General features: G+C 47.0%; 25 protein-coding genes. 7 read left to right on the top strand and 18 right to left on the bottom strand.

The genetic code is table 11. The annotated features are described in order from the left end of the window. From guaA to S1OALGB6SA_RS10260, 5 genes are all read right to left on the bottom strand, one after another. Positions 1-790, bottom strand: a 790-nt coding sequence (gene guaA, locus S1OALGB6SA_RS06600) for a glutamine-hydrolyzing GMP synthase (RefSeq protein WP_124032939.1), incomplete at its 3' end; no start/stop codon positions are given. Then, positions 775-2004 carry an adenylosuccinate synthetase gene (locus S1OALGB6SA_RS06595; RefSeq protein WP_124032938.1) on the bottom strand — a complete coding sequence of 410 codons (1230 nt, stop codon included), beginning with the start codon at positions 2002-2004 and terminating at the stop codon, positions 775-777. The genes guaA and S1OALGB6SA_RS06595, both read right to left, overlap by 16 nt. A gap of 75 nt (positions 2005-2079) precedes the next feature. Further along, the gene (gene guaB, locus S1OALGB6SA_RS06590) at positions 2080-3519 is read right to left on the bottom strand and encodes an IMP dehydrogenase (RefSeq protein WP_124032937.1); all 1440 of its coding nucleotides are present in this window, start codon (positions 3517-3519) and stop codon (positions 2080-2082) included. Then, complete coding sequence (locus S1OALGB6SA_RS06585; protein ID WP_124032936.1) at positions 3506-4948, bottom strand: lyase family protein; 1443 nt, start codon at positions 4946-4948, stop codon at positions 3506-3508. Before S1OALGB6SA_RS06585 ends, guaB begins: the two co-directional genes overlap by 14 nt. Positions 4949-5212: 264 nt before the next feature. Then, positions 5213-5380 (bottom strand): hypothetical protein, encoded by a 168-nt coding sequence (locus tag S1OALGB6SA_RS10260; protein ID WP_195910339.1) that lies wholly within the window; start codon positions 5378-5380, stop codon positions 5213-5215. A gap of 342 nt (positions 5381-5722) precedes the next feature. Between S1OALGB6SA_RS10260 and S1OALGB6SA_RS10255 the strand changes: the two genes are divergently transcribed. Next, entirely contained in the window at positions 5723-5866 is a 144-nt protein-coding gene (locus tag S1OALGB6SA_RS10255; RefSeq protein WP_195910338.1) for a hypothetical protein, read from the top strand. 41 nt (positions 5867-5907) lie between these two features. Next, entirely contained in the window at positions 5908-6813 is a 906-nt protein-coding gene (locus S1OALGB6SA_RS06580) for a BRCT domain-containing protein (protein ID WP_037563050.1), read from the top strand. 269 nt (positions 6814-7082) lie between these two features. Here the strand turns inward: S1OALGB6SA_RS06580 and S1OALGB6SA_RS06575 are convergent, their stop codons facing one another. Continuing rightward, entirely contained in the window at positions 7083-7685 is a 603-nt protein-coding gene (locus tag S1OALGB6SA_RS06575; RefSeq protein WP_195910337.1) for a nucleotidyltransferase family protein, read from the bottom strand. 39 nt (positions 7686-7724) lie between these two features. On the opposite strand from S1OALGB6SA_RS06575, the gene S1OALGB6SA_RS06570 reads away from it, so the two are divergent. Together S1OALGB6SA_RS06570 and S1OALGB6SA_RS06565 are read left to right on the top strand one after the other, a co-directional pair. After that, positions 7725-8702, top strand: coding sequence for a DHH family phosphoesterase (locus S1OALGB6SA_RS06570; protein WP_037563048.1), 978 nt, complete (start codon positions 7725-7727; stop codon positions 8700-8702). A gap of 7 nt (positions 8703-8709) precedes the next feature. Continuing rightward, complete coding sequence (locus S1OALGB6SA_RS06565; RefSeq protein WP_124032935.1) at positions 8710-10140, top strand: pallilysin-related adhesin; 1431 nt, start codon at positions 8710-8712, stop codon at positions 10138-10140. A gap of 55 nt (positions 10141-10195) precedes the next feature. On the opposite strand, the gene S1OALGB6SA_RS06560 is transcribed toward S1OALGB6SA_RS06565, so the two are convergent. Genes S1OALGB6SA_RS06560 through S1OALGB6SA_RS06550 form a run of 3 tightly spaced genes read right to left on the bottom strand, consistent with a single transcriptional unit; the run spans position 10196 to position 12167 of the window. Next, positions 10196-10972: a hypothetical protein gene (locus S1OALGB6SA_RS06560; protein WP_037563044.1), complete on the bottom strand. Its 777-nt coding sequence runs from the start codon at positions 10970-10972 to the stop codon at positions 10196-10198. A 9-nt stretch (positions 10973-10981) separates the two neighbouring features. Beyond that, the gene (locus S1OALGB6SA_RS06555; RefSeq protein WP_037563042.1) at positions 10982-11269 is read right to left on the bottom strand and encodes a hypothetical protein; all 288 of its coding nucleotides are present in this window, start codon (positions 11267-11269) and stop codon (positions 10982-10984) included. A 1-nt stretch (position 11270) separates the two neighbouring features. After that, on the bottom strand, positions 11271-12167 hold the full coding sequence (locus S1OALGB6SA_RS06550; protein ID WP_037563054.1) for a bifunctional 5,10-methylenetetrahydrofolate dehydrogenase/5,10-methenyltetrahydrofolate cyclohydrolase: 897 nt from the start codon (positions 12165-12167) through the stop codon (positions 11271-11273). A gap of 141 nt (positions 12168-12308) precedes the next feature. Here S1OALGB6SA_RS06550 and S1OALGB6SA_RS06545 point away from each other — a divergent pair, with 141 nt between their 5' ends. The 3 genes from S1OALGB6SA_RS06545 to S1OALGB6SA_RS10805 all read left to right on the top strand — a co-directional run bounded on the left by S1OALGB6SA_RS06545 (position 12309) and on the right by S1OALGB6SA_RS10805 (position 14586). Continuing rightward, the gene (locus S1OALGB6SA_RS06545) at positions 12309-12944 is read left to right on the top strand and encodes a TP0733 family outer membrane beta-barrel protein (protein ID WP_037563040.1); all 636 of its coding nucleotides are present in this window, start codon (positions 12309-12311) and stop codon (positions 12942-12944) included. Then, complete coding sequence (locus tag S1OALGB6SA_RS06540; protein ID WP_037563038.1) at positions 12944-14308, top strand: hypothetical protein; 1365 nt, start codon at positions 12944-12946, stop codon at positions 14306-14308. The genes S1OALGB6SA_RS06545 and S1OALGB6SA_RS06540 overlap by 1 nt, the downstream gene beginning before the upstream one ends. 143 nt (positions 14309-14451) lie before the next feature. Beyond that, positions 14452-14586: a hypothetical protein gene (locus tag S1OALGB6SA_RS10805; protein ID WP_306766993.1), complete on the top strand. Its 135-nt coding sequence runs from the start codon at positions 14452-14454 to the stop codon at positions 14584-14586. A 93-nt stretch (positions 14587-14679) separates the two neighbouring features. Here the strand turns inward: S1OALGB6SA_RS10805 and S1OALGB6SA_RS06535 are convergent, their stop codons facing one another. The 9 genes from S1OALGB6SA_RS06535 to tpiA form a co-directional block, all read right to left on the bottom strand. Next, positions 14680-15300, bottom strand: coding sequence for a phosphoribosyltransferase (locus S1OALGB6SA_RS06535; protein ID WP_124032934.1), 621 nt, complete (start codon positions 15298-15300; stop codon positions 14680-14682). Next, positions 15297-16778: a Do family serine endopeptidase gene (locus S1OALGB6SA_RS06530; protein WP_124032933.1), complete on the bottom strand. Its 1482-nt coding sequence runs from the start codon at positions 16776-16778 to the stop codon at positions 15297-15299. The genes S1OALGB6SA_RS06535 and S1OALGB6SA_RS06530 overlap by 4 nt, the downstream gene beginning before the upstream one ends. Continuing rightward, a complete protein-coding gene (gene map, locus S1OALGB6SA_RS06525; RefSeq protein ID WP_124032932.1) occupies positions 16778-17533 on the bottom strand; it encodes a type I methionyl aminopeptidase in 756 nt (251 codons plus the stop codon). Before map ends, S1OALGB6SA_RS06530 begins: the two co-directional genes overlap by 1 nt. Then, complete coding sequence (locus tag S1OALGB6SA_RS06520; protein ID WP_124032931.1) at positions 17530-19554, bottom strand: tetratricopeptide repeat protein; 2025 nt, start codon at positions 19552-19554, stop codon at positions 17530-17532. Before S1OALGB6SA_RS06520 ends, map begins: the two co-directional genes overlap by 4 nt. Positions 19555-19559: 5 nt before the next feature. Further along, the gene (gene nusB / locus S1OALGB6SA_RS06515; RefSeq protein WP_124032930.1) at positions 19560-19967 is read right to left on the bottom strand and encodes a transcription antitermination factor NusB; all 408 of its coding nucleotides are present in this window, start codon (positions 19965-19967) and stop codon (positions 19560-19562) included. 9 nt (positions 19968-19976) lie between these two features. Then, positions 19977-21014 carry a peptidylprolyl isomerase gene (locus S1OALGB6SA_RS06510; RefSeq protein WP_195910336.1) on the bottom strand — a complete coding sequence of 346 codons (1038 nt, stop codon included), beginning with the start codon at positions 21012-21014 and terminating at the stop codon, positions 19977-19979. Between the two features lie 42 nt (positions 21015-21056). Beyond that, positions 21057-21368, bottom strand: a complete 312-nt coding sequence (locus tag S1OALGB6SA_RS06505) for a hypothetical protein (protein ID WP_148084044.1) — start codon at positions 21366-21368, stop codon at positions 21057-21059. Positions 21369-21492: 124 nt separating this feature from the next. Continuing rightward, a complete protein-coding gene (secG, locus tag S1OALGB6SA_RS06500) occupies positions 21493-21819 on the bottom strand; it encodes a preprotein translocase subunit SecG (protein ID WP_124032927.1) in 327 nt (108 codons plus the stop codon). A gap of 9 nt (positions 21820-21828) precedes the next feature. Continuing rightward, the coding region (gene tpiA, locus S1OALGB6SA_RS06495; protein ID WP_124032926.1) for a triose-phosphate isomerase at positions 21829-22468 on the bottom strand (640 nt) is incomplete at its 5' end.

Here is a 22468-nt window from a genome sequence, read left to right as displayed (position 1 = left end):
GAATATCTTCAACTTCCTCGCCTTCGTCCTTCCTCATCAAACCAGTATCGACATACATAAGCCATACCCGCTCAGCTCCAAGGGCCTTCAAAAGCAGCGCCGCCACAACTGTCGAATCAACTCCACCCGATATAAGCAAAAGTACATCCTCATCTCCCACTTCCTCCTGCAGCTTCAGGCATTCTTGTTTCACAAAGTTCTCGAGATTCCACTCTCTACCAGCGTGGCAAATTCCACAGACAAAATTCTCAAGCAGTCTAAGCCCATGTTCGCAATGACTAATCTCTGGGTGAAACTGGACCCCCCAGAATTGCTTATTTAGACTCCGGGCCGCGGCCACAGTCCCATTTTTGCTTATTCCAATCGGTTCATATCCGCCGCCAAGGGTGACAACACTGTCGCCATGACTCATCCACGACATAAATTCCCTCGGTATGCCATCGAACAAGAGCTCATCCAGCAAAACGCTCACCGGGGCTCGCCCATACTCCCGATATCCCAGGCTCAGCACCTCACCCCCATCCGCCAGTACAAGTTGATGAAAGCCATAGCAAATTCCTAGAACCGGCAGATCGATATCAAAGATGGCCGCATCCGGCGCGGGGGCTCCTGCGACCCATGCCGAATCAGGCGATCCGGAGAGAATGATTCCCCGAACATCGCTGTCAATGATTGCTTTGATATCACGGTCTCCAGGTACAATCTCCGAATAAACTTCGAAATCTCGAATCCTCCTGCCAATAAGTTGCGCAGTCTGTCCGCCGAAGTCCAGAATCAAGATACGGTCCAAGCATCCGTCCTCATAAAGGTCTCACTCCTAAGCGGTCCCACTGAAAAACCATGAATCGCTACTCCAGTGTACTCTTCGATAACTTCAACAAGCTTCTTCGCTCCATCGGGAATTTCCTCCCAATTTCTAGCTTCGGAAACCTTTCCATCCCAGACATCGAAATTCTCAATCAGCGGTGTAACCCGTTCAAGCTCTGCCGCGGAAGAGGGAAAATAATCAATCTGTTCCCCATCAAGTTCGTAAGCCGTACACAGTCCCACCGATTCAAATCCGTCATACAAATTTAAGTGCGATAGAATGAACCCGTCTAAACTGTTAATCCAACCGGCATACCTGAGCGCCACCAAATCCAAGTAACCAATTCTGCGGGGTCTACCCGTTGTCACTCCATATTCATGGCCCAGCTCTCTTAGCTTGTTTGCCAAAACCACCTCATCATCCTTCCTCATCTCCGTGGGAAAGGGGCCATTCCCAACCCGCGTTTGATATGCCTTGAACACCCCCAGGCACTTATCGATTCTTCTAGGACCGATCGCCGAGCCGATACTGGCGCCAGAACTCACGGAGACACCCGAGGAAACATACGGATAGGTGCCATGATCTAAATCCAGCAATGTGCCCTGTGCGCCTTCAAGTAAAATTTTTCTACCCTCGTTCTTCAGCATAAAGGCCGCCAGATTAATCTTCATTGGAGCAAGCCACTCTTTGAAGGGCTCCAGCCAGGCCCGATCGGACTTACTCATCGAATCCCAAATTACGGAATCCCATAAATCGACAACCCTAACTCCATCGCGAGAGGCCTTCTTCTCGTAGGCTACTCCAATGCCACGGCCAGTGGTTCCAATTGGACGAGAACGCATATCATCCACACTTTGATCCTCGCTTTTATATCCGGGTAATACCAGATGAGCACGATCAGAAACAAACACTCTGCCTTCCCATTCAATGCTCTGTGCGCTTATCGCGGCCAACTCTTCAAACATCGATGCCGGATCAATAACCATTCCGTTACCAAGCACAACACTCTTACCCGAAGAAATAATCCCCGCGGGAATCAAATGAAGTGCAAAGGTTTTACTGCCAATCTTGACTGTATGACCCGCGTTCGCACCACCGGAGAAACGAACCACCAATTCCGCTTCATCCGAGAAATAGTCAACCATCTTCCCCTTGCCCTCATCGCCCCACTGGGCCCCAACTACAACTAAATTCATATTTCTTATCCAACAGGTTTAATTCAACAACGTTGTTCCAACGATATATCCCATCCACTTCCCATTCAACCACAATCACAGCCTGGAATAATTTGGTGCATCCTGAATGACACTAACATCGTGCACATGGCTCTCACGTAAACCAGTCGTGCTAATCTTAATGAATCGTCTATACTCCCGCAGCTGCTCAACAGAGGCACATCCTGTATATCCCATCGCCTTGCGCACCCCAGTTGCAAGTTGGTGTAAATACGGCGCCACTTCACCTCGATAGGGAACCCGTCCCTCTACACCCTCTGGCACAGCCTCTTCTCCCTCGCCAATCTGATATCGATCGATTCCGCCCGATTCGATGGCGCCGATACTACCCATTCCACGATATGACTTGAAAATTCTTCCTTCAAAAATCACCTCCTGCCCCGGCGCATCCTTGAGCCCCGCAAAAAGATTTCCAATCATTACAGCAGAGGCTCCGGCTCCAATAGCTTTCGCAATATCCCCCGAGTACTTAACCCCACCGTCCGCAATAAGCGGCACTCTCATTGCATCGCATACTTCCACCGCATCTGCTACCGCCGTAAACTGCGGAACACCAACACCAGTTACAACGCGTGTTGTACAAATCGAACCCGGTCCAACCCCCACCTTAACCGCATCCGCCCCAGCCTCAATCATGCGTCTCGCGCCATCCCCATCTGCAACATTTCCGCCGACAATGCTCAGATTCCCAAACTTTTTCCTAATCTTTTCAAGCGATTTCAATACATTCAAAGATGCCCCGTGGGCCGTATCGAGTACTGCGAAATCCAATCCAGAAGCGATAAGACCAGGCAGTCTAGCGGGCCAATCCCGCGGCCCAATGGCGGCTCCAACAATCAGCGAGCCTGAGCTATCCAGGGCGGCCGAAGGATAATCGCGGTGTTTCTCCATATCGCGCACAGTAATCAAACCCGTAAGACGACCTCCAACATCCACCAGCGGAAGTTTCTCGATTCGGTGCTTGTCAAACTTCGCAAGGGCCGCTTTCTCGGTTGGGATACTGGTTTCGACAACTAAATCGCGAGTCATCACATCATCAACTAGCATTTCAGGATTCTCGTTAAATCTTAAATCCCTAATCGTTATAATTCCCACCACCTTGCCCGCATCCAACACCGGCAAACCTGTAACCCCAGTCTCATCCATAGTTCGACGAGTCTCCGCAAGGGTAGCGCCAATATTCACCGTAACCGGATTATCAATAATCCAATTGAGAAATCTCTTAACCTTCGAAACTTGCTGCGCCTGTATCTCCGGTGACAAATTTCGATGAATAACGCCCGCGCCGCCCGAAAGAGCCAGCGCGATTGCCATTCTATCCTCGGTTACAGTATCCATAGCCGAGGACAAAATAGGCAGATTCAGCTCGATATCCCTCACCAGTACCGTTCTCAAGTCCACATCACTGGGAAGAACCTCGGAATAAGAGGGAGCAAGCAAAACATCGTCATAACTGAGCGCTTCACGCAATTCCATTTAGCATACCTCTTATTCTTGCCGAAACGTCGGCATAACGCTTCGCAATCATTTTAGCTCTAAGGGCCGCAAGTCCTCTATACTCCGCTGGATTATCAAAGAAATCCTTTACACTCCTGCCCAGTTTCATCTCTGAGGCTGAAGAAAGGGTTGCCCATAAATCCGGCTCATCTTCCTTGAGTACATTCCTTATTGACCTCTTAGATGAATCAGCGACCAGGGTGACCTGCCTGATTCTCTCATGGGCATCACTTATGCCCGAGGCCGCCAGGAGAACATAGCAGGGTTCAGCAAGAATCCCGTCCCCCAAGCTTCGAAGATTCGAAGCCATCCTATCGCGTCGTATAACCAGCCCTCCCAAAATCTCATTCATCCGCGCCGTCGCTGCCGCAAATCCAGCAATATAGTCTGCGACAAACCTTCCTGATGCCGAATTGGTCAAATCGCGCTGATGTTCGGAAATCTGGTCCATATAAAAGGTAAGCACCCGGGGCGAAAACGCCTTCCAGAGACTCTTCACATGTTCACAATTCCATGGATTTCGCTTCTGAGGCATGGTGGAGGAGCCTACCTGTCCCGCTTCAAAACCCTCGCTGAGCTCCCCTATTTCCGAACGCTGGAGGTGCCTCAAATCGTCAGCAAGGTTCGCTATGATTCCGAAAGCCGTGTTTAATTCAAGTAATAAGCGAAGAAGGTGTTCGGGTTCAACCAATTGATTCGAATAGTCGGATTTACCCAAACCCAATTCGCGCAAATAAGCCGCCTCCAGTTTCTCTGGATTTTTCGTGATTAAGCTGGTGGCGTTGTAGGCGCCAACCGCTCCGCTCAGTTTACCGCATAAACCTCTGCTCAATCTTTCAATCTCAACAATCGATTGTCCAATCCGCGAAGCATACTCGGCAATCGCAAAACCAAATGTGATGGGAATCGCCAACTGACCATGAGTACGACCCGCCTGGAGAGTATCTGCCTCCTCCTCGGCAATCTTTGTACAAGCATCGAGAACATTCAGAAGCAGTGGGATTACTACTTTCCTCATTCCATCACGGATTCTCATAGCAATGGACGTCTCAATTATATCGGCAGAGGTGGTTCCCAAATGAATCCAGGGTTTAAGCTCATCCGGGAGTCTTCGTTGAATGACATTCACGAGCGCCCTGACGTTGTGATTAGTCAGCCTCTCTTCGGCCTCCACATCCTCAGGTTTGATTGAATCCGCGAGCTTGTTTACAACGGCAAGGAGATCCGCTCGTCCATCCAGGAACTCACTGATATAAACCCGCAACAATGTCAACTCGGCTTTGACCATGTAGCGTACCGCTGCGCTCTCGCTCAAGAATTCCGCAAGCGAATCAAACAACGCACCATTAGCCGCCCAATAACGTTGATCCAGCGGCGATATGTTGAGGTATACGTTTCTCTGCTCCATGTAGAATCATTGCCGAAGTGCATTCCAAATTCAAGTCCAAAACACAGCTCTTCCCGCCAGAAGATATGCGATTGGTGAATCAGGCGACAGCTCGGTAGCGAATAGCTATCTCGCTCAGTCCTGGCAGGATCGCAGCATGAGCGCCTCTAAATCAAGGTTGAACCTTCCTTCCGCTGACTAGTCACATGTCAATGTCAGGCCGGGCGAGTAGTCTTCGGGCTTCTCGAATTTTGGAACTTGAGCAAGGCGTTGAAAGACTTCAGCTCAATCTCTATTTACCTGTTTAGATGCCTTGGAAAACTCTCTGTCGGGCAGGCATGCTGCTTCTCCCATCTTGGTATCGACGCCCTTATATAGTTCTGCTGACAAGCTGAGTCGGGCTTGCTTAATCAATAAGTCAATGTAACGGTCTGCATCAGTATTCAGGAACATCTCTGCTGTTCGCCTGGGTGAGTTGATGGAATATCATCAGGCAGTCCATTGTGACATCAGGCTTCCCGGTTCGCATACCAAAATATAGACGGTGTCTCACTTTGTCATCATTTCATTAAAGCAGTCAAAATCAATCTCACTGGAAAGTTCTTGTTTCGAGAAGATCAATTGTATCACGATTGTGAATTTTCAACCGATTTTCAAATGTGGAACTATTGTTTCATCTGCTGACCCATGAAGTTTCTCAAATGTCAAACCTGAAAAAACGAAATCTTTCCACACTGCAAATTCTTCCGGCAAAGAGTTTTCTTCCCTTCCTGGCAAGTAAAATTTTTCGAATCTTTGAACAGCAAGATTGAAAGATTGTTCGATAAGGAGGCCGTGATTCAGGCTTATCGGGCCATAGCTGGAATTTGGGGATCGCTTTCCATTTGGGAACGGCTGGTGGTAGTAGATATGAGAAGCCTGATAGATAATCTTCCTTAACAGAGATATCATGGGGATATCCGATTTGTATAGAGGTGTTCATGAATAAGTACGATGATGAGAGCTACCAGGCTTATACTTTTCCTGCCCGCATGGACAAAGCGATCCATACATTGGAAGGAATTCTCCGCGGTATCTCAATTGACAGTGAAATAACGAGAGAGGAACTCAATGAACTGCGAGCGTGGTGCAAAGACAACGAATTCTCTGTTGACAAAGAACCATTCAAAACCCTCATTCCCTACATCATAGAGGCTCTTGAGGACGACTACCTGGACGAACATGAGCGTGAGGATATCATCACCATTTGCCAGTCAATAGACAGCGGGAGCAAATACTACAAAGTTGTCACCTCAGACCTTCAGAGACTGCAAGGTATCTTCCATGGGATTATGGCAGATAGCAAGATTACTGATGACGAGATAAAACATCTCCGCGCCTGGACTGATGAGAACCGACATCTAATCGGTATGTATCCGTATGACGAGTTACATACCCTGCTGTTGAACATCTTGGAAGATGGCGTTGTTGATAATGACGAACGTCGCATGCTTGAACAGTTCTTCCATATATTCATCAAACGTGGTGAATCGACAACGATTGAGGATACAACTGATACAAAGGTTGCTCTAAGAATGGATTGTCTTGTTACAAGCGATCCAAACATTGCATTTATGGATTCTATGTTCTGCATCACTGGAAAATTCAAGTCTGCGAAGCGGAGTGAAGTCGTCGAGCAGATTCAAGTACTTGGTGGCCAGTTCAAGTCAACCGTTAGTCAAAAAACCCAGTATCTGATTGTAGGTGGCGCAGGCAATTCAGCATGGACCTATAACTGCTATGGACGGAAGATTGAGGATGCTACAAATCTTCGCCGGGAAGGATATCCTATTCAAATCGTCAGTGAGGCCGATTTCTGGGATGCGGTAGAAAACCACATTGGATAGATTAGATGAGGATTGATGTATCATCAACCTGATGCGGCCCGAGGATGGATATATGTCGAATACGCCATTACTCATCATTCTTTTCGAACAGCCTTCCAGGACTTCGGTTGGATTACTATCAGGCGTCTGATGGGTTCTCAACACGCCCACACCGAAGTTGACTAGACTTGAGTTAAATTGGAAACTACCGCCGCGAGTCAGTGACTGCGGCTAACACATGGCGCATCTCGAAGGTGAGTATCATCCCTCGCCACAACCCTAGCATGACCTTATCGAAATTTAGCATAATCCTCCGCGCTGTCCAAATCCCACACCACTCCCCCATGCCCCCAAAGCACCGGGAAGGTGCGATTCTCATGCATGAGTTCTCGAATCGGCGTGCCGGACGCTGCCGTTTTAATCACCTCTGCCATACTCCGATCGAGTAGAACCGGATGGCCCGGCTTCCCTCCAAAAACCGGACGAACAATCGGCCTGCTTTCGAAACTTGCCAGCCTGATATAATCATCGCTGCGAATTAGAGGCATGTCGCCAGGTACTATGAAAAACCTGTCACTGCGCAACGCATCCAAACCCGAACGAATAGTTGCATCCATGCCCAATTCCCAATCTACAGCTTTCAGCAAGATTGGCATCGCGTAGCCTTCTTCAGCAACATCCTCTCTCGTTAGGCCGGAATTCCTTTCGAAGATTGCCTCCAATCGCGAGAAATTGTAGCCTCCAAGCACAATCACTCTGCACCCGGCCTTCTTCGCCTCGGAAACAACTCTCTCGATTACTGTCCCCGAACCCCAATTCAAGGCAGGTTTCCATTCTCCCATCCTGGAAGAACAACCTCCCACCGGAATTAGACAATCGTATATTTTTTTCATTGGCAAAATCATTCCAGAATTCAATATAATGACTTTACAATGCTGTTGAACGATATATGCGAGGTTTTCAGAGAAAAGGACAAGTTTATAATCTGCACACACGTGAATCCGGATGGTGACGGCCTCGGTGCAGAATACGCTCTTTGTAGCGCCCTTCTAGATTTGGACAAAAAAGCATTAATACTGAATGCCGATCCAATTCCCCCTAGATATCACTTCATCGACAAGAGAAAAATCATAAAAACTATCAACTCTGATGGTAAATATCCAGAAAACCTCAAAGATTGGACCCTGGTGATTCTAGACACTCACCCCAACAATATCGGCTCTCCAGCCGATATGCTAACAAGCAAAAAAATCCTGAACACCATCATTATCGACCACCATGTAATAAGCGAGGATATGAGTGATTTCGCTTGGCTAGATCCCGATTCCTCTTCCACCTGCGAGATGGTTTTTGATTTGATAGAAGCAATGAACGCCGGAATCACACCCGACATAGCCATTGCGCTCTATGCGGGCATAATCTATGATACCGGAACTTTCGCCTATCCAAAAACTCAGGCCAGAACTTTTGAAACAGCCGAAATTCTGGTGCGCAATGGCGCTAGTCCAAATGCAATATATTCGCAACTCTACGCGAGAAAATCCAAGGCTTCCCTAACGCTTCAAACCATGGTAATGAGTACCCTGCGACTGTACCATAACGATAATGTTGCCATTCAGTTAATGTCACGCGAAACACTGATAACCTCGGGAGCTAATTACGAGGAGGCTCAGGAAATAGTGAACTTCCCGCTTCAATGCATCTGTGTACAAGTTTCCATCTTCCTCAAGGAAAATGAAAAGGGCGTCAGACGCTGCTCCATTCGTTCGAAAGAAACAGTGAACTGTGCAAGCATAGCGCATGTCTTTGAAGGAGGAGGTCATAAAACCGCCAGTGGATTCAATGTCAAAAAATCCTTCCCAGAAATTCAACAGGAGCTTCTTGAACTGTTGCTCCCCTACTTCTCATAATCCTCGTATGAAATCGGCTCAAAATCTGCCTCTCTTAGTTGCTTCTCTATTATTCCTGCCAATCTCCTGCCGGCGTAGTGAAAATTTTCAGCAACCAGTCGCCGGAGGTGCTCTTAGCCCCCGCACGGAAACCCAGGCGGGAATCGACGAACAAGATTTATCCTTCACCAGCCGGAATGGCAATCAAGCGCTGATAAATCTTGGCATCAACTATAGCATAATAGCCATAGCCGATGGCAATCTGGATTCTGGAGAAATTGATGAGCAGATTTTAATTGCCCTCCCACTGAATAAACCAGATGCAGATTTGGAGCTCATAATCGCCTCAGTCATTCCGGCCAAAGAACAGTACGGTGTAGTTTGGAGACTGCCACTTCAAACCGGAACGCTAACCGGAATCACCCTGATTTTGGATGATATCACAGGCGATGGTAGAAATGAGTTAGTTGTATCCGGATTCGACGAAAAAGGTTCCCATATTACGAAGATATTTTCTGTGCCTCAAAACGGTGAGATTACTGACATAATTACAGTTTTTGACGCCACGGCAAATGGAAATATAGATATTGTCCCAGGGGAAAAGTTAAGAGGCTCAGGTATTCCCGTCAGCATTGTGGTTCAGGAAATAGATGAACAGAACAACCTGGATTTAATTGAGACAACTTGGACATGGGATTCAGAAGCTTACATCTTCAAAGCCAGCGCTCCTAGTCAGGTGAAAGTGGATGTAATTCAGGAAGATCGCATGAAAAATGTATACGCAGGCGATGTCGAAAAATATGAAGAATACCTAAATGGCCCCTGGTATCGGAAAAACGGGTTGGAAACTTCACTGGACTACGTATTCTTCGACCCTATAAAAGATGAAATTCTCTTTCACAGTGGTTCCATCCTGGAAGCATATGCATGGGAAGTAAGCCATAGAACCACCGCTAAAAGACTATATACCCGACTAAGAAACGAAGTAATACCAAGCATAGCCATTGGACTCTCAATCAATGCTGAATCCTGGGATGAAATTGAGATTATTTCAAATACAGATTGGGCCGGAAACTATAATCGCCTGAGTCCTGGCCTCCAAAGAAATTTGGAAGCCAGGGAAGCCACGTTGCCTTCAATGCTCACAGGTGTCTGGCAAGGCCAGAATGACACCGAAATAGTATTCGACTTGCCAAGGATTCAATGGAGTGAAAACGGGAGTGTGCACACTGGCATAGCATCACTTTTCAGCTTAAACGATAAACTGGTGTTACAGGTGCAATCCATCAAGGAAAATGGCGCCATGGACGAAACGTTCACCTGGTTGGTTGAATACGAAGAAGGAAGCGATCCGCTCCGCAAATCCATTTTCCTAATTCAAGCCCAACTGGAAGTAGGTGGTGCACGGGCTGACAACGTGAATCCCAGGCGCTTTGAGCAGGTTATTATCTCGAAATAGAATCCTGCGTTCTTTCTGAGCTTCACTTTTTACTCAACGAGGCCAAAAGCCGGGCTTACTTCAGCAGAACGCTCGGCATATCCCACCTCAAGATTCTATTTCTCGCAATATACTCGATGGCGGAATTCCTGAAATCGCTCGTCAAAGCGCCCACTGCCTCTGTGGGTGGGTATCCGTACGATTGCGCTATATCCAATTGAACTAGCCAAAAATATGGCGAATTGATAGTTTTCTGCGCCGAATGGTAGCGCTTCAATTCCGCCAACGCCCCCGCATCATCACCCATGTGAGCCAGAGAGAGTGCCGCGATTGCAGCGGCTTCGTCCCTAATGGTGGCATCTCGCGTGGCATTCACTAGATTGAGTGCGGCCTTTCTAACTCCGAGAAATTCGCCCATAACGAATTTCAACTTCAGGGAATTGAGAAGAAACAGATCGTTGCCGTCAATCTTTGAAGCCATTTCGTAGTGCCTGGCCGCCTCCTCAGGCAAACCAATAAGCGATTCCAGGGCTGCCATCCGTGAAAAAATGATGACAGATTGTGCGGAAGGAAGATTGTTTGAATATGAATCTAAAACGGCTAGAGCACCCCGCACCGAATCTGCGAGCGAAGCGAGATGAAACAGAACTTCTGGATATTCTCTATTCCCCTTATTTACCTCTAACCATTCGGCATAGCGTAGCCTGGCAGCAGGAATCTCACCGGCCTGCTCTAGGATGCGCGCATCATCCAAACTCGATGCGAAAGACAGAGTACAAACCAGGAAGTATTGTATAGCCAGTATCGTACTACTCAGCCTTGCCGTCTTTCCCACTGCCAAACTCTGATTCATTACAGCCAGCTATGTTTTAGAAGATACATCACTGCTTCCTGCTTTCTTTTTTTCCTTAGTCGTATTAACGGTTTTCTTCTTCTTGTCTTTCCCATAACGCTTTCCAATAAAAAACGGGATAACCGAAAGCACTCCAACCATGTACATCACAAAAAAGCTTAACAAAATCGGAACATCGGTAAATGTACCCTTTTCGCTTGGCCAAATTGCAATATCCGAAGTAAAGCCAGCGTTAAAACCAATGAACGCACCGACTACCATCAACATGAAAATAAATAAAATTAACTTGACGGGCATCTTAAACCTCCTTTCTATCAGTATGAAACCTTTGCGCCGCAACAGCAGTGTTCCATAATAGCATGGCTCTTGTAACTGGTCCAACTCCACCTGGAACAGGAGTGATTGCTTTCGCTACCTGCTTAACAGAATCGAAATCCACATCTCCCACAAGTTTATAGCCCTTTCTCCTTGAACTGTCCTCCACGCGGTTTATTCCAACATCGATAACAACCGTGCCGTTTCTTATCATATTTCCCTTTATCAGTCCGGGGTTGCCGGTTGCGACAATTATAATATCCCCGCGACTGAGCACCTTCTCGATGTTCCTCGTGTACGAGTGGCACACGGTCAAAGTGGCATTGCCGCCATAGCCCTTCCTAAACAAAAGATTTGCAAGGGGGGCGCCAACTATTCGGCTTCTTCCAACAAGAACAATCTCGGCTCCCTCTATAGGGATATTCTCAATCTCCAATATCTTTACGATTCCATACGGAGTGCATGGTATAAAGCAATCCAGATTTAGAAGCAAACGGCCTAAATTGGCGGGATGGAATCCATCGACATCCTTCTCAGGTAAAATCGCGGCGATGATGCGAGCCTCGTTCATATCCTTAGGAAGCGGTAATTGAACCAGAATCCCATGAATCCGCGGGTTATGATTGAGGTTGTCAATAATATGCAGAAGTTCGCTTTCCGAAGTATTCGCGGGAAGTCGAATGTCATGGGAATAAATTCCCACTTCATCACAATCATTTTCCTTGGAATTGACATAGGATATACTCGCTGGATTCTGTCCAACAAGTACAACTCCTAATCCGGGCCGTGTGCCCTCCAGCGTGAGTTTGCTTACGGTTCTCGCTATTTCACCTCGAATTCCGGCGGCGATTGCCTTGCCGTCAATTATTTTCGCGCCCATCAAACCTACATTACAAGTTTCCCTAAGCCTTGTGAACATGGATTCACGCCTGTGGTTGAACGAACAGATTTATAAGCTTATTGATGTGTCTTACGACGCTGTGATAAGATTCGCAAGTAACTCACACGATAAGGATTGCTCTTGCTTAAATCGTTATTAATCGTAACCCTTTTCCCATTGTTTATCGGAATAGTCAACGCTCAGGAAAACATACCGGAGAAAAATCCCTTCGTCCCTCAGAACACAGTCAATCAGAGATATCAGGGCGATCAATCTTTTTCCATTTCAGCAGGTATCATCATACCACTTTTCACTGTGCTGCTGCACGATATAGATATCAGCGAGAAAGGAGCCGGGGGCACAAAATCCCAACTAACCTTAGGGGGGATTGGATATCTAACCTACAACTTTTACCTTTTTCCAAATATTAAACTGGGCCTTCAGCTGGGAGGCACATTCAAGTGGGATGTCAACAGAAATTTGTTATACATGGTTCCCCTGGTATTAAGAGGTGCCTACGAATTTCGCCCCCTGGGCCGTATGACGATTCCACTGTATTTAGGACTTGGGATTGATATGGTTTCATGGAAGGAGGAATTCGAGGTTGACTTCTTGCTCAAGCCAGGCTTCGGCGTGTATTTCGATTGGAACGTGGAATGGTCTTTCGGTGTCGATTTCTATTACTGGTTTGTTCCTCAGCTCGCTTCCAAGGATAAGCAGTATAATTCCATTGTGAACTTCTTGGATATCACACTGGCTGCAGAGTATCATTTCTAATGGAAAAAATAGCGGAACGTTCAAATAAAACCCTGGGATGTCGTCGGCCGGGGCTTCGAAACAGGCCGGGAGTTCTGATTTTGTACGCTCTCATGGTGAACCTGTTGCTTATCAGATGTACTGGGGCAGGTATCTACTCCACCATAGCGATTTCCACCAAAATAGACGAAGGAAAGCTTCCCAAGGGATTGAGCGCAAGTCCTGTTTTTTATGTGAGCGGAACTAGATGGACTGAAAGATATTTTTTCTTTGTGTCCGGTCCTAACATCTGGACAAAACACGCAAGTGGTGAGAGATGGAATGCCATGGGTTTAAATGCGGGTGGAATCGAATGGGATGGTGTGCAATCAGCGGTCGCCACGGAGGACAGAATCATTTTGGCGTTGTATTCTGTGAGGGGAAATACGTATAAGGTTGGACTTTTCGCGCTGACTAGCTTTGATGGCTCAAGAGCTACTTACGACGATTTTGGCAAAAGCTGGACTTCGCAATCCAAAAGCTTTCAAACCGTCCGTCTGTTTTGTCCCCGGCCCACTGGAGATATTTACGTCAATATATTGAATCATAGCGGAAGCTATAGTTCCCTTGACGCCGAGGACAACAGCTTCACTGGTTCCACGTTGTACAAACTGGCAAATGGCAGCAGTTCCTGGGGCAGTATGACTGCCGCCAGCCAACCGGAGCTGAATGGTACTAACAAGGCCAGGTACGTAAGTGGCATCGCTGATAACGGCTCAGGGACCGTCCTCGTAACAGCTACCACTGGAGAACTCGCCAAGGACGGAGGATATCTTCTCAATGAGAATGGACTTGCCAGGGGAAATGGAAGCATTGACGGTTCATATATCCCTACTGCCGGTATTACCTGGATTGACAGAAAATGGGAAGGACATAACGGCCCTGGAGTGTTTATCGCGGCGGCCACTAGCTTGAAAGACTATGTCCATCCTGTATTCGCTAGTAAAGACGGCAGCACCTGGCACCGCCTCCAGGGAGCAACAGGCAGATATCAAACCAGGAATTTCATCGATGTGTCGGATAAGACGGCTGGCATGAGCAATTCGAAACATCTAATACTGGCCGGCACCAGTAGCTACATTGATGGAAGTACATACAGAAATGCCGCTGGATATAATGAAATCGATGTTACAAACGAAGATTTAACCAAATGGTTCGTGAATACCAATCGAAATTCTTACTCTCTTGCCAACCTTGTCAACTATAATGTCAGCAATTTATCCGAATCGACAGTGGTGGGTATGTCGATACCAGGAAATGGCAGTGTTCTCTATGCATCCACGAGAAATAATGGAGTCTGGCAGCTAAATCTAGATGAGGAGAGGCCGCTTTGGACTCGTGAATAGGCAAGAATCCAGGAGCTGACAGCTGGCAGTTGCCTGGCGCATGGTATCATTGTACGAAGGAGAGCCAAAAAATCTAATTGAAAAGCAAGCATTATTGACGAGAAAAGCATATTGAAATCGAAGGCATTGCAACTAAGAACCCCGTGACTGAGAAAGACGAAAACCAAGAAGTTGATTATCTCGAAGTCGAGGCTTGGGACAATGTGGCAAAATCGATAATGGACGAAATAAAAGAAGGATTCTTGATTTCAGCGAGTCTGATCCAGGCTCAGGATTAGCCTGACTTCTCATCAAGCGGGGCCTCTAGCGCCTGCGCATCTTCCCTGCAAAAACCAAACGGAGTAAACAAGATTTCTTCTTAGAAGGATACGCTACTTATTTCCATGCCTGTATTTCTTGATTAAATCGAATACGTCAGTTAACTCCGGATTGGCTGAGAGATAATGCTCATCAATCTCCTTTTCTGTCAATCCTTCCAGTTCATGGCTGAGATAATGAATCCAGTAGTTGTCCTGTGGTTTGTCGATTACATGTTTTCGACACCAATAATCGGGAATGATTGGGAAAGGTTCGCGGTATGTGAGAATCTTGTAATCGTGAACTGCTATTCGCACGTCTTCACGTGGCAACCCCTTGTCTAAAACTGAGGAAAGGAGGTGGTTAAGCGTTCTGCCGGAATCGAATATGTCATCGGTAAAAAGCAACTTGTCGCCCCTCCTGAGATACTCTGGGTTATAGGTCCACCCATCGATTTTCACGCCTTCGTTTTCATGAATACCGGTGTAGGAACGGGCGACAACAGCGGCATAGAAGACTGGACTCCCCTTTTTGTTGACGAGTTTGAAAAACTCGCTCAGTATGTTCCCCATGTAGGCTCCGCCGCGCAGGGGCACATATATGACATCAGGCACAAAACCATCATCAAAGATTTGTTTGGCAAGTTTGAGAGCGTTATTTCTTACCACATCGCAGGGCAGGAATTCCTTGTTCAAGGATGTATTTTCACATCCGCTGGAGGCTGTGATAGGAGTTCGATTATCTCTCCATTGCGATATACACTTAGGCGATAATCTCGGGATTCGGAGTAGGCTTTGTAGAGATCTTCCAGCGAATCGATTTCGATATCGTTTACGGCCGTAATGACATCGCCAGCTCTAAGACCCAAGGCCTGTGCATAAGTTCTAGGATACACCTCGGCAACCGGCACACCGTGGATATCATCGGGTAAATCCATAGCTTGTCGTACGTCGGGCATCATCGGTGAAGGAACAAAGCCTGGCCTCACGTTGCTATGAAGCTCCCTCACTGCCGACTCTTCCCTTCTTTCAGCGATAGTTACGCCTATATCAAATTTCTCACCGAACCGATTAATTGCGAAAAGGGCTGAATCTCCTGGTATCTTTTCCCCAATTTTGTAGGTGAGTTGGAAAACATCGGAGTGTGGGATTCCGTCCAGAGCCTTGATTAGGTCTCCAGGTTTTATGCCGGCCTCATCGGCTGGGGACCCATCGAATACCTGATAAACCAGAACGCCCTCACTTTGCTCATAATCCAGAGACTCCGCGGCCTCCTTGCTGTAGGCTCCGAGACTTACACCAAGCCATCCATAGCTTATTTTTCCGGTGTCTATCAGTTGACGAAACATAGTTTTGACATTGTTTATGGGAATGGCAAAGCCCAAACCTATGCTTCCACGATTTGGCGTTGTTATGAAGGTGTTCACTCCTATGAGTTCGCCTCTGATATTCACAAGAGCGCCCCCGGAATTGCCCTGATTTATCGACGCATCAGTTTGAATGAATTCGTTGATGTTTCCCCGCGGCCCATTTCTTCGCCCCAGAGCACTCACGATTCCGGAACTAACCGAGCTTTCGTAGCCATAAGGGCTTCCGAAGGCCAGCACCCAATCCCCCACATACACCTCATCTGAATCTCCAATCCGAATTAACGGCAATTTACGTTCGCTTGAAGTGAATACCAGCAGCGCGAGATCTTTTCGCTTATCCACGCCAACTAATTCGGCCAGAAAGACAGTTCTATCGCTGAGCTCAACGGATATTTCCTTCGCATCCCCTATTACGTGTGAATTTGTTATCACATAGTAATCATCACCACGAGATTCAATAATAATACCACTTCCCAATCCCTCACTCTGACGAAATTGCGGTTCCTGTTCCTCAGGATCTTGAAAAAAATCATTCCATGGCAGCTCTCTGTCACCGTTTTCTTCCTCTATGCTTTCCGCTTTCACGGAAACCTCAACAATCGTTGGCGACACTTCGGCATTTATGATTCTAAATGCTTCCTGAACCATCTCAGCGGAACTATATGGTGAAGTCTCGGGGTTCTCCGCCAGTGCTTTGCGCGGAGGAAAACCATATGGTTTCAACAAGCTTGTCATTAAATAGGCGCTGTAACCAACCAATGCGCCGATTAGTAATCCAATGATTAAGTTTTTATGTTTCTGCATTAATCTCCCCGTGAAGTCAGTATTTCAGCACCCGTTTCGGTTATCAAAATGCTGTGTTCAAAATGGGCGCTTAAAGACCCATCGACAGTCACCACGGTCCAGCCGTCTTCCAAAATTTCAACATCCGGTGCTCCTGCGGTTATCATGGGTTCAACCGCGAGAACCATTCCCTGCCTCAACCTTGGATTCGAACCTCGTGATGGATAGTAATTCGGAATCTGAGGCTCTTCGTGAAGCGAAATGCCAACGCCATGGCCGCAATAACTATAGACAATACCATATCCATGTGGCTCGACAAATTCATTTATAGCCCTACCTATATCCTTTACACGGCCGCCGGGTTTGCACGCCTTTATCGCCGTTCCCAGGGATTGCTTTGTCACTTCAAGCAACTTCCGCGTTGATTCACTGAGAACCCCGACACCAAAGGTAATGCACGCATCACTGTAAAATCCATCGAGTACTACTCCAATATCACAGCCTACGATGTCTCCATCGCTCAAAGGTTCGCTATTTGGTATACCATGAATCACCTGATGATTTACAGAGGTACAGACAGACGAGGGAAAACCGCCATATCCCAAAAAAGCCGGCATACCACCGCCACCTTTGATGGTATCCGCAGCTATTCGATCGATATCCAGAGTTGTTATGCCACTCGATATCTGTTCTTCTATACGAACAAAGGTTTCCATAAGCAGGTTTGCAGAGTAACGAATGCCATCTTGCTGCATTTTGTTCTTAATAGTAATCATAAAACATTTACTAGAAACTCTGTAGCTCGAATGTTGTCAGGATTCAGTGTAATGGCCTCTTCTGCCACATCCCGAGATTCGATATCATGTCCAATGCTCTTAAGGACAACGGCACGCAGATAGAGTAACTCAGAACGATCCTCATTTGATAGATCTTTGGCAACTTCTTCGGCGAGAACTAAATCATCGAGCGCATTTCGAGCGAGCGTATTGGTTTTTTGTCTCAATGCGGCGCTCACCTGAGCCTGCATGGACATTCCTTTTTTCCCATAAGCGCGTAAGCCTTTTTGTTGTTTTGACAAATCATCTCGATTTTCCCTAATAAATTCAATGCGATCCATCAGGGTATCAGTGGAGACGCGCCCTATATCGATATTGCGTTCGAGAACATCCAGAGCCACAACCTCAAATAACTCAGAGAAATCGCCAGTTGCGGCATCTGGATACATCCCGATTATCTCATCCAATTCGCTCAAAGCAAGGATTGCAAACAAGGCGGAATCATGCAGCAGTCTCCAACTATTTCGCAATTTTGCCGCTTCTCTAAAATCCTCATAGGAGCTTGTCCCTCCTTGCTTCGGAGCAATTAAATCTACCAATGCCGCTCCCCTCACTGCGTCCGCAGCCAGGCGCCATGCCAAAATCCAGGTTTCATGGGGACGAAAATTCATGTATCGCTCAATCGCAATATCTATTGAAGAGAAATTCTTCCTCAAGCTCATATACTCCAATAGAAATGTTGCAATTATTTGAGCGTCTGTTTCATGTACTGTATGCCCTGCCGATGCAACTATTTCGAAGAGCTCCCAAAGCTGAGCTTCGTATAAGCGTGGGTTAACTATTTCCGGATCGATGGCGATTGCCGTGATTCTAAGTATAGGATCGTTGTTGGCTTCAATCGACTGCCTAACCAGTCGCCTGGCTAAGGCTGGCTCCGAATCGATATGCTTACGCGCCCAAACGGCTTTAATCTCGCTTTTATCCGGAAAGCGACTAAGGGCCTCGTTCAGAATTTCTTCCGATCGCTCTACGTTGCCAGCCATCTCTTCAAGGGAGGATAGATTTATCCAAATACGCCACGAATCGTCGTCCAACTCTGCGCCGCTGGAACTAACGATTTCCAAAGCCTCATTCCAGACATTTCGCGCCAAATCCCGGTATTCGGCTTTCTCCTGCATGCTATAGACTTCCCAATAAAGATAACCAAGCAATCCAAGATTTCGCCAAGAAACAGATCTCCGACGGCGACTCTCGTCAAGGCGTAGGGACAACCAATCGATCGCGCTATCCTTATATCCGGCATCCAAAGCAATTTCAGCCAATGCTGTGTATACGTTTCTGCTAGCCGGCAGTTTCTCATCCGACCACCTTCGGGCGCCTGACATCAAAATAACTGCCATCTCATATGCCTTTTCAGAGTTGCCGTTTAGCATGTAAAGGAGTGCTGCATCATAACTTAGCTCGGCAGATTCGGTTAGCAGAGCTATTCTGGAAAAAAGTTCAGGATCGGAACTTTGATAATTCCCGCTTACAAATCGCTTTATGCGATCATCTCCAGGCAGATTTTTGAGTCGAATTTCGGCTGCCAAAGAAGACCATTTACCGCCCGAAAGCAATTGGACATGCCTGGAAGCCTTGGAAAGTTTGCCTCCACGGAACAAACCCCACAGCCAATAAGCCAGGAAGTCTTCATCGTCAGCGTTTGCCGATGCTCCCCGCCCGGCAAGCACAGTGAATAGCCGGTAATCAGACGGCCGGGCATTTGCCGGTATTGACTCCGCGGCAATCGAGAGCACCTGTTTCCAATCTGCGGAAGAAATGGCTCTTCTCGAGGCTCTTAGTAATTCACGGCGAAATTCGAGTTTCGAATCACTTTGAAGTGCTAATTCTGTCGATGAAATCAACTCGTCAAAACTATCTTCACTCGAACTTCGAAGTAAGAAAAGCAAGACTGCGACAGCAAGAGCCACCAGCAACAATAGAATTGCGAGCAATTGAAGTAAGCGACGATCAGCATTCATGTATATTAAGATAGAGGCGCTTTGTTAATGCCGTCAAGAACACCGTTTATGAATCGATACGATTCGTCAGATCCAAACGCTTTAGCTATCTCCACGGCCTCGTCGATGGTTACCGAGGGGGGGATGTCCTGCAGAAAAATCAAAGCGTATACACTCGTCCTCAAGTTAGCCAGGTCTACCTTGGAAAGCCTCTCAAAACTCCATTTTTCCAAATGTTTTTTAATCCGCTTATCAATGCTCTCGATATTCTCAACCGTTCCAATAACTAGAAGTGAAGCAAATTCCCGGGTGGCCTCACCAGGTTCTGTTTCAAGCCATGCAAAATTCAACAGCTCATTAAACGGAGGCTTTGATTCCTCCCAGGCATAGAGCGATTGAAATGCACAAATCCTAGCCTGTCGTCGCGAACCCATTTTGAACGCTTACTTGTAATCCCCGAAATAGTTTATCGTTGCACGTTTCCTGAGTTCCGCAATGGTAACTTGAGCAACCCTTTCAAATACCTCCTGATATTGAGCGGCATAAACAACTTTCTCCAAATACGAACGCACCTCCGAGTCGTTTTCCGGCAGGAGTTGTGCTGGTTTTTTTTCTGCTATTTGCACAATGTGATATCCGAGATTGGATTTCAGAACCTTGCTAATCTCACCTACCTTCAAGGAAAAAATATTGGCAATGAACTCAGAGCCATAAAGCTGATCCGCAATCTCATCCCCCGCCATAACCGGACCTATTATCCCTCCCCTAAATTTAGAAACTTCGTCTTCAGATTCAGAAATAACAAGCTCTTCAAAGGTTGCAGATGAGTTAATCAAACGATTATAAGTGTTCTTTGCCTTCTCGTTCTTTGCCCTGGACCCTTCGGGGTCGCTTTCACTCGTATCAAAAAAAATGTGATTGAACCAGACTGAATCCTTTATGAGAAACTCGCTCAGTCTCCGCTGATACTCATTGCTCAGGCTTTCCTCGGTTGGCGCGGGTATCGATTTGAGAGTTTCCTCGTTATTCAGAGATATATACTTCTCGACAAGCAATTGATCGCGCACTGTCTCCTCATATTCTTCAAGGCTTATACCCTGTTCTTCAACAACTTGCCGATATTGTTCTTTATCCGTAAGAACCGCGCCCGGCGGTATATAGCCCAAAACAATGAGCTGCTGCGACAGAAGCGCCATTCCGGCCTGTTCAACTTCCGCATCGCTTACATTTACCTTCTTATCGGATGCGGCCGCCTGTAGCAAGATAACTTGATCTATAAGCTGATCCAAAACAACTTTTTTCTCTTCCGTGGTTAAAGCGCGGCTCTGCTGTTGCTCTATGACCTGGATTGTTTTATCAAGCTGATGGCCTGAAATGGGTTCGGTTTTCTCCAATCTCACTGTGGCAACAGCCATATCCTGCGCCGCAGAGCCAAAAATCACAAGGGACGCCAGCGCGCCGGTTAAGAAATTTCTCTTCATAATAGTCCTCATTACTCATTCCATCTCGCCGAGCACAAAGCATTACATCTTTGATTTCTCAATACGCAATCTGGAACCTATCGCTTCGGCTTCTGCCGCAGTACCGAGAATATCGGAAGTTTTAAGATACATACCCTCTTTTTCCATAGTCTTCATCAATGAAGCAAGAAGCTTTCTTCTTCGTAAACCATTTCTCCCAACGAAGGCATAGCATCTTTTACCAGTGAGCTGGCCGGCAGTTCCCAGAAAAGCACTTAGCAATTCAGGTACAGTTTTCGAAAAAACTGAAGCGGCTACTGTGCCAACAGCAATGTATGAAAAGAGGGTTGGCAACAACTCTGTTTTGGCGTTCACGAGCGTAACCTCATGTCCCTGCCGTTCGATTCCTCTCACTAAACCCTTGACTGTATTGCCAAAATTTTCCGAATTATTCGGATTCAGATAAACTACTGCAACCCTCAGAGATTTCTCCTCGATGCTATGGCTGTTCCGGCTGTTCCGGCTGTTCCAGGAACCAATCCTGCTCTATCTCGCTTACGGCGCGAGATTCACCGATGACATTATCACTGTCTCCGGATTTATAGGCAATTGCAACTGCGAGAGACGAGAGCATAAACAGGACACCAAGAACTGATGTGGCCTTAACCAGGACGCTTACACCGACAGCGCCGAACGGGGTGGCTCCGCCCCCCCCAAAAAGTCCGCCAAAGCCCTCGCCCTGCTCATCCTGCAGCAGAACCAGAGTTATTATCAAAATCGCGGCAGCGGCAAAAACAACAAGAAAAAGTGTTCCTACAATACCCAAATTTGTCTCCTAACTAACTTTCGTATTGAATGTCAAAATTCTCGCAAAGGAATTTGCTTCCAGAGAAGCTCCACCCACCAAGGCGCCGTCAATGTTTTCTTGCGCCATTAGCTCGGCCACGTTCTCCGGTTTTACCGAGCCGCCATATTGAATCACGGTTGAATCCGCAACATCTGTAGAGTATAGCCCGGCCAATTTACCTCGACAAGCCTTATGGACGGCCTCCGCGTCACCGGGGCTTGCTGTTTTTCCGGTGCCGATGGCCCACACCGGCTCGTAGGCAATCACCACATTCGACATCAAACTGCTTCTGATGCCCGAAAGTCCAGCCTCAATCTGCTCGAAACAAATGCTCTCTATCTCGCCATTTTCTCTTTCTTCCAGAGTCTCTCCTATGCAGAGTATAACACCCAAATCGTGTTCGAGCGCGAGTTTCACTTTCTCATTGATTAATGTGTTAGTCTCGCCATAAATGTGACGTCGTTCGCTGTGTCCAAGAATTACATATCTTACTCCCAGCGTCTTCAGCATGAGCACAGATGTTTCGCCTGTATGCGCTCCTGATTCAACGGAAGCCATATTCTGAGCAGCCAGCATAACATCGGAGCCCTTCAGCTTCTCCGCAACAGAAGGCAGGCAGACAAAAGAC

Origin of the sequence: Olavius algarvensis spirochete endosymbiont (genome assembly GCA_900608495.1) — a bacterium.
Lineage (GTDB): Bacteria > Spirochaetota > Spirochaetia > DSM-2461 > DSM-2461 > UBA2779.
The sequence above is the reverse complement of the archived record's forward strand: the minus strand, read 5'-3'. Positions and strand labels throughout refer to the sequence as shown.